We start from the raw sequence: 12,311 nt of genomic DNA on the forward strand, positions 1-12,311 counted from the left end.
TCGCTCAAAGCATCTTCATGGATAAGATGTGATCAAGAGACAGAGCTTGCTCCCGTGGTAGGGTTTGATTTAAAACGGAATTTCTTCTGAATCGGGTTGCAACATTTCACGCATTTGAGCCATGTGCTGTTCTGCGGTTTTGTTGCTGGATTCATCAGTTGATTTCGGTGAGCTGAGTAGCTGAATATGACTGACAACAACGCTTAAGGCTTGACGCGCTTTGCCTTCGTTGTCTGTCCATTGATTAGAACGCAATTTGCCTTCTAGGTATACTTGTGAACCTTTCTTTAAAAACTCAGCGACTTTAGTTAGCTTTCCAAATAGTACCAGCTGATGCCATTCCACTCTGGTTTGCCATTCATCATTCTGTTTGAATGACTCATTGGTGGCCAAAGTGGCTGTGAAAAAAGATAATCCATCTTTTCCGGTGATTCTTTTAGGATCAGCCCCGAGATTACCGATTAATTGAACGCGGTTTAAAGATGCAGTCATTGTATTCTCCTGTTATTGTTAAATGTGAGCCGCATAACAGAAAAACATCCGCATAGGCAGGTGGTTTTCTGTTATGCGGATAAGACTTAATTTGTTTCAATTAACAAGCAATTCGTTGAGTATCAAACTGTTTGACAAAAGAAATCAGAGATTCCAGTTTGTGCAAACTTAACTCTGCTTGCTGAATGTCATAGGGATTAATTTGCAGTCGGTGACGACTTAAATCATTGACACAACAATTCAGCTCAAACAGCAAATGTTCGATCTCAAGTTGTGCTGGTTCCTGTTGTTGCATGGTAGTCTCCTTGGAAATAGGGAGGATTAGCCCCAAAGGGACTATGAATCCCAATTGGGTTATGCAAAAAAGATCACCGAAACATCGGTTGATTTACCTGATTATTAATGATGATGTGCTTAAAGCACTCCTCGGGCGTAAAGCCGTAAAGACATCTCCTGATGGATGGGTTTCCCTGCTAAACGCTCTGCCATGGAATTAGGGAACAAGATGGCATATCACAAGACCTATAGGTTTCGTCAGAGTTGCACTGACTCTTCAGTTGTGTAGCTTTTAGATTATCAAGCCAGTTCTTGAAATCAAGGACTTTTTTCAATTGATAGTAAATGAACTTATTTGAAAATTCATTGATACATAGCTCCAAGATAAGTGATACAATTTCGGGATTAGTTTCCAACTATTTGGGTATTATTTGGATGATTAAAGTTACTAAAAATGAGTTTCGTTTTTGTTTCAAACCAGTGAATAAATCACAACATGAGCTTATTCTTGGGTGGATTCATCAGCCACATATTAATGAATGGCTTCATGGTGAAGGACTAAGTAATACCATTAAAGATATTGATCAATTTTTAAATGATGGGGAACCCTGGGCTACTCATTGGATAGCCTATGATAATGAAACCCCATTCGCTTATTTAATTACTTCTGAAATAGAGAAATCAGAAGAATATCCTGATGGTGCGGTTACACTAGATTTATTCATTTGCAGTTTGGATTATATCGGTAAGGGATTATCAGTACAGATGATTCATGAATTTATCTTAAGTCAATTTTCTAATGCCAAAATAGTGCTTATTGATCCTGAGATCTCTAATGAGCGTGCAGTCCATGTTTATAAAAAAGCTGGTTTTGAAATCATTGGAGAATTTATAGCCTCATGGCATCCAGTGCCACACTATAAAATGCAATTGTGTATTGAAATGCTAAAAAATAAAAAGTGTCAGCCTAAATAACTTTTGGTTATGGATACTCTGGAATGACCGAGGTTTCTACTTATAATTTCACGGGCTTCACGATCTATTGCTTTTTCTGATTGAGACAAATATTTAGACGGTTTTCCCCCTTCAATGGGACATTTAAATGGCTGTTTATCAGGCGATAGTTGGCTTGTTATATCGTGATATCTTTTTTGAGCATAAGCATGACGCAGACCATGACAATTTTTCAATCCTAGCCTTTCTGTTTCAGTTTGATATTGTCTCAGATATTGTTTATATGTCTTATTTTTGGGGATCAATGAATGTCCATGCGGTATTTGTTTAATCGCTTTTTCTAGCCATTCCTTTTGTTCTTTGTTGGTAATATCAATGGATCTTCCAATACCGCCTTTGGTCCAGCTGGGCTTCAATATGAGACGATCTCCTCTCCAGGCCTCACTAATAACCAATTTCATTGACTCCTCTCGACGCAAACCAAAGAGATATTGAGCTTCAAGAGACAGACGTATCATTGGTTCTTCGCATTTTGAGAAGTTTATGTCAGTAATGGCTTTATTATAAGTAGGTATATAATTCCGCTTGTCAATCTGGTAATGATCATTGCTAGGTTTGATCAATTCTGGTTTATTGAGCCAGATGGATAACTTCCTCAGTTTAGACATGTAGTTTTTGATAGTGGCTGGGGTTTTACCTTGTTTTTTCCAGTATTGTACTAGCACATAAATGTGTTTTGATTTTAGTCCCTTAATATGAGCTACCATAAAGCCTTGCTCGTGTAGATCCTTAATGCAGCGATTCAAGATATGGCGTGTGTCAGCTTTACTGGCATGGGAATATACATTTAGTTCTTTGATACATTCGTTAATAGAAAATAGTGCGCTTTTCAGTTTTGATTTACTCATGTAGGTATGTCCATAGTGTGTTACGGGATTTTATTCCCAGTTCATCTTGTAAAACCAAGCAGGTTTGGTAGTTACCTAGTATTGGCAGTAAGTATTGATACATTTTCTTAGCATATAAATAACGCCAAGATTTTTTTATGGGTATGTCGAGTTCTATGAGGGCATAATTCCAGTTAAGTTTGACCCGTTTATAGCTAAAAAATTGTACTAAGCTTTGTCTGTTGGTTAGTTTTTCTAAGTCAGTCAAGATGCTTTTTTGAATTTCATTTCTGAGGGGGATAGTTCTATCCACCGAGTTAAAAGTGATTTCTCTCGTGAGTGAAAGTTTATGCTCTTTGATATGGACACCTGGCTTAATATGTATTGCTTCACTAAAAGTCAGCCCAAATTCTGTTTGTAAGGCCATAATGATGCGTGATGTCATTTCAGAGAACGATTCCCAGAGGTTGGGTTGCCATTTTAATCGTTGGGGTTTTAGTTTTTTGCGATGCAATTGTAGAGACTTGTTGTCTATATTGGATATTGGACAATTAATATTGTGTAAATAATTTCTGATAATTGTCATGTAACGCATAATTGTTGCGTCTTTAATAAGGTTTCTTTTCCAATATTCAATTAGTTTTTGAATATGCTCTGATTTCATGTCTTGCCATGAAACAGGAACCTCTCCAATACGGAATAAATCATCAATCATCTTTTGTATGACGTATGCGCGTTTTTTCTTTTCTTGGTAGCTCCCTCGGTTATCAAGTTGGAAGTACCGATTTGCAGCCTGTCTTAAGGAATTTTTTCTCATCATCCAATCCGAAAATTCATTTGCCCTGTCTCTGGTTTAGTGTTGGTCGAGCGGCTCACTCAAAGATGAAACCTGGCAAAAGCCATAAAGCTCGAAGTAGGGGGGCAAAACAATCGTTATAAGGCAAACGATTTCGCCGATTTACAACAGTTTTTCTGGTTATTTCCTCCTTGTGTTGTTGATTAATAAAAACGACAAAACAATGGGCTTTGTCACAAGTCCATGGTCAAATTGAAATAAATTGACTTAAACTCCCGAGGGAGTTGCCCTGTCGGATGACAGAGATTCCTAGATGGTTTTCCCGACTGAACGTCCAGCCACAGAGTTAGGGAATAAAGTGGCTTTGCACAAGACGTTGCATTACGTTTCGCTGGAATCACACCAGCTCATCAGTTGTGTTTCATTAAAAAATATCAAAGCAGTGCTTGCTGTGCAAGGGTTAAAAGAGAAGAATTTTGTCCTGACGCCAGACCGGCGTCAGGACAAAATTCAGTAATATGTTGATTTTACTATGTAAAATCCAGGCTTGTATTCTGCGTCACTGCACAAAATTGCAGTGACGCAGAAAAGAGGAGTAGAATACGATGCATTAATGATTGGGTTATTTGTCAAAAGATACTCTGAATCAGACTTACGTTCATTGTCCCTCAAAAATGACACTATAAAGCACTCAATTATCAGGAAAGATACCAAAATGACAATAAAATTCGCGGCAAAGTGAAATGGTTTAATGAAAGCAAGGGTTTTGGCTTTATTGGAAGCAGTGGCAAGGATTATTTTGTCCATTTCAGCGCCATACAAGGTAGTGGCTTTAAAACACTTCCCGATGGAGCAAATGTTCTATTTAAAGCAGGTAGAAGACAAAAATGGCCGCAAGCAGAGGACATTGAACTCGTTAAATAATTAATAACCAAATCAAGGAGGAAGGAAGGTGAATAAACGAATTGCTTTAGTGACGGGTGGAACAGGTGGCATTGGAACAGCCATATGCCAAGAGATGCAAAAACAGGATTACCAAGTTGTTGCCTGTTATTTCAAACAGGGCAATCATGATTTGGCAAGAGAATGGCAGACGAAGCAAGCTACTCAGGGATTTGATATCGACATTGTCTACGCGAATATTTCTTCCTTCAATGATTGTGAAAAATTGGTGGATTTGGTTTTAGAAAAATACGGCAAAATCGACGTTCTAGTCAACAACGCAGGTGTTACCAGCGATGCCACCTTGAAAAAGATGACTCCCGAACAATGGCAGGATGTGATCAATGCCAATTTAAATAGCGTTTTTAATATGACGAAAACCGCGCTATCTAATATGTTGGATAATGGTTATGGGCGTATTATCACAGTTTCCTCCATTAATGGACGCAAAGGTCAGTTTGGACAGTGTAATTATGCCGCCAGTAAATCAGCGCTGTACGGCTTCACCAAAAGTCTTGCGCAAGAAGTGGCAAAGAAAGGAATCACCGTGAATACAGTCTCTCCTGGCTACATTAAAACAGAGATGCTCGCTTCCATGAGGGACGATATTTTAGAAGCGATTGTTGCTCAAATTCCTGTCGGACGCTTGGGGCAGCCTGAAGAAATTGCTCGCATTGTTGCTTTCTTAGCTGATGAGCAAAGTGGCTTTATTACGGGCGCCAATTTTGATGTCAATGGTGGGCAATACATGTAAATAACCAAGTGCCATTCTGGGGAGCAGAACTACTTTTGGTTTATTAGGCCTTGATATTATAGCCTCCATCCATATAAAGGACTTGTCCAGTAATGGATGAGGCTTTATCGGATACCAAGAAAGAAGCTGCCTCTCCAATAGCCTCAATCGTCACCAGCTGATGTAAAGGGGCTTCATTGGCAGCCTTTTCCATCAGTTTATCAAAATCGGCCAACCCTGATGCCGCACGCGTACTGATTGGCCCTGGGGAAATGGCATTGACCCGAATCTTTTTGCTCCCAAGTTCCATAGCAAGATAACGCACTGAGGTTTCTAAAGCGGCTTTGACTGGCCCCATGAGGTTGTAATTTTTTACAACTTTTTCGGCACCATAATAACTCATGGTCATGATACTACCCCCATCGACCATCAGTGGTTCAGCGGCTTTTGCCAACCGGATGAGCGAATGACAAGAAATATCCATCGCCATCATGAAGCCGTCTTTCGAGCAATCGACAACACGACCTTGTAAATCAGTTTTTGGTGCAAAGGCAATCGCATGGATAACAAAATCAAGACGACCCCAGCAGTCTTTTATTTTCTGAAATAGGGCATCAGATTGTGCCTTATCCGTCACGTCTAAGGGCATAACAATGGGAGATGACACTTTTTCAGCCAAAGGCTGCACATAACTCTTGGTTTTCTCATTCTGATAAGTGATTGCTAGTTCAGCACCCGCTTCATGTAACACTTTGCCACAACCCCAAGCAATGGAGTGCTCGTTGGCAATACCAACAATCAACCCTTTTTTATTCTCCATCAGTTTTTACTCCCGCTTGATGTTCAAGAAGTGACATGGCATGCAGTGCCATCATGCGCTCTTCATTGGCCGCAACAACTCGTGTTTCAAAAGGCTTAAGAAATTTCAAATGACGCAAGACAGTGCTTCGCACAAAGGCTGAATTCTCACCTATACCGCCTGTAAACACGATGCCATCAACCCCGCCTAGGGCTACTGCCATCATCCCCATGAATTGGGAAGTTTTGAGACAGAAATACTCTAGCGCAAATTGAGCCCTGGCATCCGTACTGTCTTGCAAGGTTTTAACATCATTGCTTAAGCCTGATAAACCAAGAAGTCCAGATTCATTGTAAAGAAGATGCTCAACCTCATCAGAAGACAATCCTAAATGACGCATCATAAACGTCACAGCACCGGCATCAAGGCTCCCGCAACGAGTTCCCATGGGTAACCCATCCAAGGTTGTCATGCCCATCGTCGTATCAACGCTTACTCCATTGCGTATTGCACACAAACTCGCTCCATTGCCAAGATGGGCTGCAATAAGCCGTCCCTCAACTAATGACGGCTCATAGCGTTGCAAGGTGTGAACAATCCATTCATAAGATAATCCATGAAACCCATAGCGACGAATACCTTGCTCCCTTATCTTTTGTGGCAATGCATACTCGGTGAACAAAGCCTCATGATGGGCATGAAACGCTGTATCAAAACAAGCAATTTGAAGTACCTCTGGTTTCAGCGCGCTGATGAGCTCAATGGCTTTCAAATTATGTGGTTGGTGTAAAGGAGCTAATGGGGCTAATGCCCATAATTTCTGCATGACATTTGGATTGATTACGACACTGTTTTTAAAGAGGGTTCCACCATGGACAATGCGATGAGCAACCACAGTCACTTGCCATTGTTCACTCCACTCCTCAATCCAGTTCAAAATAAGACATAAAGCTTCTTCATGCGTACACTCATCAGAAAGGCTTTTTTTATCAACCTCTGTATTACCGAAATTTGGTATTGCATCAGTAGCTATAAAAGAAGGACTCTCGCCAATATCAGAAACTTTTCCTTGAACTAAAAGCTGTGGGTTGGATTGTCTTGAAAAAAGCTGAAATTTGACGCTGGAAGAGCCTGCATTAATCACAAGGATACTGGCTGCTTGTACTTGGGTCATTTGATTCGTCCTTCCTTTCGAGCTGCCGCCAGTTTAACAGCCAGGGAGCAAGAAAAAAGCCTCGTTCGCAGAGAGTCGGCTCGGCTCACCAGAATGACTGGAACACGAGCACCCAAAACAATTCCGGCAGCATCCGCATGGCCTAGAAAAGTCAATTGTTTGGCCAAAATATTCCCAGACTCGATTTCAGGAACCAAAAGAATATCCGGGTCTCCTGCCACAGGAGAAAGGATTCCTTTTTCTTTGGCTGCCTCCTTGTTAATTGCATTATCAAAAGCCAAGGGACCGTCAAGAATGCCATCATTTATCTGTCCTCGGTCAGCCATTTTGCACAAAATGGAGGCATCTACGGTAGCTTGCATCTTAGGGTCGACGGTTTCGATAGCGGCAAGGATAGCTACTTTGGGCTTCTTATCCTCGCCAAATAATACTCGCCAAAGATTAATAGCGTTTTGGCAAATATCCGCTTTGTCGGTGGCAGTAGGGGCAATATTAATCGCTGCATCCGTAATGATGAGCGGTTTGTGATATGAAGGGACATCCATGACATAGGCGTGACTGATTCGATGTTGGGTACGTAAACCAGATGTCGTGGACACAATAGCCGCCATTAATTCATGGGTGCTTAGTGAACCTTTCATAATGGCATCAATTTCTCCAGAGGCTGCTAATTCAGCAGCTTTGTTTGCTGCTGCATCACTATGCTCCGTATCAATAACTTCCCACTGTGATAAATTAATATTGGCTTCACGGGCTGCTGTCTTCATTTTGGCCAAAGGCCCCACTAATATGGGATTAAGAAGCCCAGCTTTTGCCGCATCGTTCACTGCTTCCATTAAGCTGGCACTAACCGGATGCACAATGGCCGTGCGAATAGCGCCCATACAGCGACACGCTTTGATTATCGCCTCGAAGCGATCGTGGCTATGAATTTCTATAGACGGTAAATGAGCCCGTGCAACCCGTACTTTTTTCGTTGGGGCAAGCACGGTTGCTAACCCCTCGATGACTGTTTCTCCGTGTTGATTTACGCCCTTGCAATTAAAAATCACGCGGGGTTTATTGGCACCCTTATCCTTGACGATGATGGTAATGGTGAGAGTATCCCCTAAACGCACTGGCTTTTTAAATTGAATATCCTGTTTAAGATAAATGGTACCTGGACCAGGTATAACAGTACCAAGAAGTGTTGAAATCAGCGAGCCGGACCACATGCCATGACCTACAATACCATGAAAGATATCGTTTTTGGCAAACACCGGATCCACATGAGCAGGATTCACATCACCCGATATGGCCGCAAATAAATTGATGTCGTCTTGAGTGAGTGTTTTACTTAGACTCGCTTGACGGCCCACCGTAAGCTCATCAAAGGTCACATTCTCAAGAAACTCCTTGTCCATCTTTCTTCCCTTCTATTTCTGCAGTACATAAGTACCTGGTGCAACAGGTAGTGAGGCATTCATGACCAGTGGAGGAATGCGTTTTTTAGTCGATTGCTGCACTAACCAATCGTGCCATTCTTGCCACCAGGAGCCTTCTTGTTTTTCTGCAATCCCAAGCCAACTCGCGGGGTTGAGATAAGCATCCCCTTTCTTGTGCTCATGGACACGGTAAGAGCGCCCAGGATGACCCGGTTCACTCACAATCCCTGCATTATGTCCGCCGCCGGTGAGGACAAAGGTAATGTCACCCTCCGTCATAAGGTGGATTTTATAAACCGACTGCCAGGGTGCTACGTGGTCTTTTTCAGTGCTGACTGCAAAAATGGGTAACTGGATATTTTCAGCAGCCACTGGCTTTCCTTCTACGGTATAACGCCCTTCTGCAAAATCATTTTTTAAGAACAATTTTTCAAGATATTCACTGTGCATTTTATAAGGCATTCGGGTGGCATCCGCATTCCAAGCGGTTAAATCAATCATCCCACGCCGCATCCCTTTCATGTAGTCTTGAACCATTTTGGACCATATCAAATCGTAAGCGCGTAACATTTGAAAGGAACCTGCCATTTGCTTGGTATCAAGATATCCTTGTTCTCCCATCATGTTTTTAAGGAAAGCCACTTGGCTTTCAGTAACAAAGAGCATTAATTCCCCTGCTTCAGTAAAATCCCCTTGAGCTGCAAGAAGAGTGAGGCTATTTAAGCGTTCATCCTTATCTCTTCTCATCGCTGCCGCAGTAATCAGGGCTAACGTGCCACCTAAACAATAACCCATCAGATTAATTTTTATTTTGGGCAGAATAGCTGACACGGCATCAATCGCAGCCAAGGCCCCTTGGCGATAATAATTATCCATTCCTAAATCACGGTCTTCTTTATCTGGATTGCGCCAGGAAATGATGAATACGGTATGCCCTTGTCTAACAAGCCATTTCACCAAGGAATTATGGGGAGATAAATCAAGAATATAGTATTTCATAATCCAGGCAGGCAGGATTAATATTGGCTCTTTATACACGGTTTTAGTTTGAGCTTCGTATTGAATCAATTCAATTAAATGATTTTGAAATACCACCCGCCCTGGGGTAATAGCCACTTGTTTACCTGGGATAAAATGTTCAGAACCTGTAGGAGGCGCGCCTGTTAGCTTTTCTAGCCAGTCTTCAAATGCAATTTGGCCGCCCTGAATGAGATTAAGTCCCCCAGTGCGAATGGCTTCATGAAATAAATCAGGGTTAGACCACACGAAATTGGAAGGGGACAGGGCATCAAGATATTGTCGTGCCCAGAATGAAACGGTGCGCTCCACCTGTTTGGGTAGACCAGGAACTTTGGTCGTGGCGCGTCGCCACCAATCCTCCACCTGCAGAAATCCTTCCGCATATAAACGCCAAGGCATAGGCTGCCAGCTGTCTTTTTTAAAACGTACGTCTTTACCACCAGCAGCACGCTCGACACAAATGATATTATTAATGCAGTCATTGGCATGAAAGACAGGATAAAAGGCCAGTTCCCATAATACTTCCGGGGATTGTGCTAATTGCCAAAGCCAGGTGGAATAAGAAGAACCTATCGCTGCAGGGCTTATCCCCGCAGTCCATTTAGCAAGGTTTGCTTGAAATAACTGACCAAAAAAAGCAAAGAGATTATCTGAAACGCCCACATCACTGGGTACACAACAAGAATCTAAACCCTCTGGAGATTCTTCCTGCGGAGTTAATAGAATTTTCTTAGGGCAGTATTCCTTTTCTAGTTCATTCATAGCCGATATCCTTGGCATTAAGCTTATAATCAATAAAATATAGTAAATCATAGCACAAAATTTAACCCGCTAATTCCATTTTCAAAGGGTTCTAACACCTTTATTATTACCAAAAAGATGTTTTATAGTTTCAGTATCCGTTGAACCGATTAATTCGAAATTATATTAATCATTCTAGATTGTATTTAATCTAATTTATTGTTACAAAACTTTTCAGACGTACACATCAAGCCCCTCAAAAGAATTGAAAAGGAGTTGTCTTTAAATAGCAGGAATCCAATTGATTGAAAACTTTTGTAAAAGTCCCTCTGCTAGTCCAAAATAAATAAAGAGGTTGATTATTCAGGATGGTGGTAACGCATGGACAAGCAAAACATCGACTCGCCTTATCAAATTGGGCGTGATTTTTTTTCTTATCAACTGGATTGTTGGCAGCGTTCTATTTTGTTTTTGGATGCTTTGCGTGAACGTGCCAATAATATGATGGAGCACGAACAACAAGGGTTGCCACCACTGCTTAATTTTAAATACGAACTAGTCCTGGATGGGAAATCATTAGAGCCCAAAACGAATTATGCCTTAGTTAAAATTCTTGAGGTCGGCGATGTTTGTTTTGAAGAGTGTTTTGATCCTCATGCTCATCCGGTCATCATCGTTGATCCCAGATCAGGCCATGGGCCAGGGATTGGTGGTTTCAAGCGGGACTCTGAAGTGGGCATTGCACTTCATAGTGGTCATCCCGTGTACTTTGTTATTTTTTATCCTAACCCTGTTCCGCATCAAGCGCTCGCTGATGTCCTGATTACTTTGCGCCATTTTGTTGAAAAAGTCCAAACCTGGCATGAAGGCAAATCGCCCATTCTTTATGGTAATTGTCAAGCCGGTTGGATGCTTGCCTTATTGGCTTCTGATTGTGTGGGAACCGTTGATTTGACGGTCATGAATGGCTCACCGGTTTCTTATTGGTCAAACAGTGAAGAAGAAGCCAACCCCATGCAATTATTAGGGGGGCTCTTGGGTGGTTCCTGGAGTGCCCGCTTTCTATCGGATTTAAAGGAGGGAGTATTGGATGGGGCGTGGTTAGTCTCTAATTTTGAATTACTCAATCCAACCACAGCGATTTGGGATAAATATTATGGTTTATTTGATGAAATCGATGAGGGGAGGGAGCGATTTTTAGAATTTGAGCGCTGGTGGAATGGTTTTTACCAATTTAGCCAAGAAGAGATAATGGCCACAGTGAATAATCTTTTTATTGGTAATCAACTAGAGCGCGGTGAAATGCAGATTCATAAAGGATGTGTTTACGATTTGAAACGCATTCAAAGTCCCATTGTTCTCTTTGCTTCCCAAGGTGATCAAATTACCCCACCGAGGCAGGCTTTGCATTGGATAAGAACGATTTATCCTACTACGCAAGCATTGAAGGAAGCCAAACAGCGGATTGTTTATCTTCTTCACCCCTCCATAGGGCATTTAGGGATTTTTGTCTCAGCCAAAGTCGTTCGCTTGCACCATCGCGCTATTTTAGAGCATAGTGATGCCATTGAGCAATTGCAGCCAGGGCTTTATGAAATGATGATTATTAACCCAACGGGTGATCCCGATTGCAGTAAAGAACAATATCATGTGCGTTTTGAAGAGCGCGAACTCACAGAACTTTGCACAAGTCATTCCACCCAGCCGTTTGACAAGGTTCGTCAAACATCTGAAGCCAATGATTCGATTTACCAAAAAACAACGCAACCCTTGGTGCGATGCTTAAGTAATCCTTTCTTATCCTGGTGGCTTGAGAAAACTCATCCCATACGCATGAGTCGCTATGTTTTTTCTGAAAAAGTGAATCCGCTGATGAAAGCAATGGAACTATTAGCCCTACCCATTCATGCTAATCGCCGAATGGCAGCAGAGAACAATTACTTTAAAAAAACAGAGCATGCTTGGGCACAAATGATAAGGGATTCGTTAGAATCGGTCAGAATAATGCGTAATGATTTGATGGCAAATTGGTTTGATGCGCTCTATAAAGACCCCGATTAACGTGCGAGGACG

The 12,311-nt window shown here is 41.7% G+C and carries 13 protein-coding genes; 5 read left to right on the top strand and 8 right to left on the bottom strand.

Annotation, left to right across the window (positions count from 1 at the left end; all coding sequences use genetic code 11):
- Nucleotides 1-69: 69 nt before the first annotated feature.
- On the bottom strand, nt 70-492 hold the full coding sequence (locus CC34_RS0110720) for a single-stranded DNA-binding protein (RefSeq protein WP_028378322.1): 423 nt from the start codon (nt 490-492) through the stop codon (nt 70-72).
- Nucleotides 493-592: 100 nt separating this feature from the next.
- Nucleotides 593-787: a hypothetical protein gene (locus tag CC34_RS0110725; protein WP_011946067.1), complete on the bottom strand. Its 195-nt coding sequence runs from the start codon at nt 785-787 to the stop codon at nt 593-595.
- A 416-nt stretch (nt 788-1,203) separates the two neighbouring features.
- On the opposite strand from CC34_RS0110725, the gene CC34_RS0110735 reads away from it, so the two are divergent.
- Nucleotides 1,204-1,743: a GNAT family N-acetyltransferase gene (locus CC34_RS0110735; RefSeq protein WP_028378324.1), complete on the top strand. Its 540-nt coding sequence runs from the start codon at nt 1,204-1,206 to the stop codon at nt 1,741-1,743.
- Here the strand turns inward: CC34_RS0110735 and CC34_RS0110740 are convergent.
- Both CC34_RS0110740 and CC34_RS0110745 read right to left on the bottom strand, forming a co-directional pair.
- Nucleotides 1,731-2,630 (bottom strand): phage integrase N-terminal domain-containing protein, encoded by a 900-nt coding sequence (locus CC34_RS0110740; RefSeq protein ID WP_028378325.1) that lies wholly within the window; start codon nt 2,628-2,630, stop codon nt 1,731-1,733. The genes CC34_RS0110735 and CC34_RS0110740 overlap by 13 nt on opposite strands.
- Complete coding sequence (locus tag CC34_RS0110745; protein ID WP_028378326.1) at nt 2,623-3,426, bottom strand: phage integrase N-terminal domain-containing protein; 804 nt, start codon at nt 3,424-3,426, stop codon at nt 2,623-2,625. Before CC34_RS0110745 ends, CC34_RS0110740 begins: the two co-directional genes overlap by 8 nt.
- Nucleotides 3,427-3,718: 292 nt before the next feature.
- Here CC34_RS0110745 and CC34_RS0110750 point away from each other — a divergent pair, with 292 nt between their 5' ends.
- The 3 genes from CC34_RS0110750 (at nt 3,719) to phbB (ending at nt 5,101) form a co-directional block, all read left to right on the top strand.
- Nucleotides 3,719-3,922 carry a hypothetical protein gene (locus tag CC34_RS0110750; RefSeq protein ID WP_028378327.1) on the top strand — a complete coding sequence of 68 codons (204 nt, stop codon included), beginning with the start codon at nt 3,719-3,721 and terminating at the stop codon, nt 3,920-3,922.
- Nucleotides 3,923-4,143: 221 nt separating this feature from the next.
- The gene (locus CC34_RS0110755; RefSeq protein WP_269456702.1) at nt 4,144-4,329 is read left to right on the top strand and encodes a cold-shock protein; all 186 of its coding nucleotides are present in this window, start codon (nt 4,144-4,146) and stop codon (nt 4,327-4,329) included.
- 28 nt (nt 4,330-4,357) lie between these two features.
- Nucleotides 4,358-5,101 carry an acetoacetyl-CoA reductase gene (gene phbB, locus CC34_RS0110760; protein ID WP_028378329.1) on the top strand — a complete coding sequence of 248 codons (744 nt, stop codon included), beginning with the start codon at nt 4,358-4,360 and terminating at the stop codon, nt 5,099-5,101.
- A 43-nt stretch (nt 5,102-5,144) separates the two neighbouring features.
- Here phbB and fabI read toward each other — a convergent pair whose 3' ends face one another.
- The 4 genes from fabI to CC34_RS0110780 are packed head-to-tail and all read right to left on the bottom strand — an operon-like array spanning nt 5,145 to nt 10,259.
- On the bottom strand, nt 5,145-5,900 hold the full coding sequence (gene fabI, locus CC34_RS0110765; RefSeq protein ID WP_028378330.1) for an enoyl-ACP reductase FabI: 756 nt from the start codon (nt 5,898-5,900) through the stop codon (nt 5,145-5,147).
- Nucleotides 5,890-7,053, bottom strand: coding sequence for an acetate/propionate family kinase (locus CC34_RS0110770; RefSeq protein WP_028378331.1), 1,164 nt, complete (start codon nt 7,051-7,053; stop codon nt 5,890-5,892). The genes fabI and CC34_RS0110770 overlap by 11 nt, the downstream gene beginning before the upstream one ends.
- On the bottom strand, nt 7,050-8,456 hold the full coding sequence (locus CC34_RS0110775) for a bifunctional enoyl-CoA hydratase/phosphate acetyltransferase (RefSeq protein ID WP_028378332.1): 1,407 nt from the start codon (nt 8,454-8,456) through the stop codon (nt 7,050-7,052). Before CC34_RS0110775 ends, CC34_RS0110770 begins: the two co-directional genes overlap by 4 nt.
- Before the next feature lie 12 nt (nt 8,457-8,468).
- Complete coding sequence (locus CC34_RS0110780; RefSeq protein WP_028378333.1) at nt 8,469-10,259, bottom strand: PHA/PHB synthase family protein; 1,791 nt, start codon at nt 10,257-10,259, stop codon at nt 8,469-8,471.
- A gap of 360 nt (nt 10,260-10,619) precedes the next feature.
- Here CC34_RS0110780 and CC34_RS0110785 point away from each other — a divergent pair, with 360 nt between their 5' ends.
- The gene (locus CC34_RS0110785; protein ID WP_028378334.1) at nt 10,620-12,299 is read left to right on the top strand and encodes a DUF3141 domain-containing protein; all 1,680 of its coding nucleotides are present in this window, start codon (nt 10,620-10,622) and stop codon (nt 12,297-12,299) included.
- Nucleotides 12,300-12,311: the final 12 nt, after the last annotated feature.

It is taken from the genome of Legionella pneumophila subsp. fraseri (assembly GCF_000586315.1).
GTDB lineage: Bacteria > Pseudomonadota > Gammaproteobacteria > Legionellales > Legionellaceae > Legionella > Legionella pneumophila_B.

Bases quoted from the DNA above. Each gene is read 5' to 3' on its own strand.
- CC34_RS0110720 (WP_028378322.1), bottom strand. From the start codon at position 492: ATGACTGCATCTTTAAACCGCGTTCAATTAATCGGTAATCTCGGGGCT.
- CC34_RS0110725 (WP_011946067.1), bottom strand. From the start codon at position 787: ATGCAACAACAGGAACCAGCACAACTTGAGATCGAACATTTGCTGTTT.
- CC34_RS0110735 (WP_028378324.1), top strand. From the start codon at position 1,204: ATGATTAAAGTTACTAAAAATGAGTTTCGTTTTTGTTTCAAACCAGTG.
- CC34_RS0110740 (WP_028378325.1), bottom strand. From the start codon at position 2,630: ATGAGTAAATCAAAACTGAAAAGCGCACTATTTTCTATTAACGAATGT.
- CC34_RS0110745 (WP_028378326.1), bottom strand. From the start codon at position 3,426: ATGAGAAAAAATTCCTTAAGACAGGCTGCAAATCGGTACTTCCAACTT.
- CC34_RS0110750 (WP_028378327.1), top strand. From the start codon at position 3,719: ATGGTTTTCCCGACTGAACGTCCAGCCACAGAGTTAGGGAATAAAGTG.
- fabI (WP_028378330.1), bottom strand. From the start codon at position 5,900: ATGGAGAATAAAAAAGGGTTGATTGTTGGTATTGCCAACGAGCACTCC.
- CC34_RS0110770 (WP_028378331.1), bottom strand. From the start codon at position 7,053: ATGACCCAAGTACAAGCAGCCAGTATCCTTGTGATTAATGCAGGCTCT.
- CC34_RS0110775 (WP_028378332.1), bottom strand. From the start codon at position 8,456: ATGGACAAGGAGTTTCTTGAGAATGTGACCTTTGATGAGCTTACGGTG.
- CC34_RS0110780 (WP_028378333.1), bottom strand. From the start codon at position 10,259: ATGAATGAACTAGAAAAGGAATACTGCCCTAAGAAAATTCTATTAACT.
- CC34_RS0110785 (WP_028378334.1), top strand. From the start codon at position 10,620: ATGGACAAGCAAAACATCGACTCGCCTTATCAAATTGGGCGTGATTTT.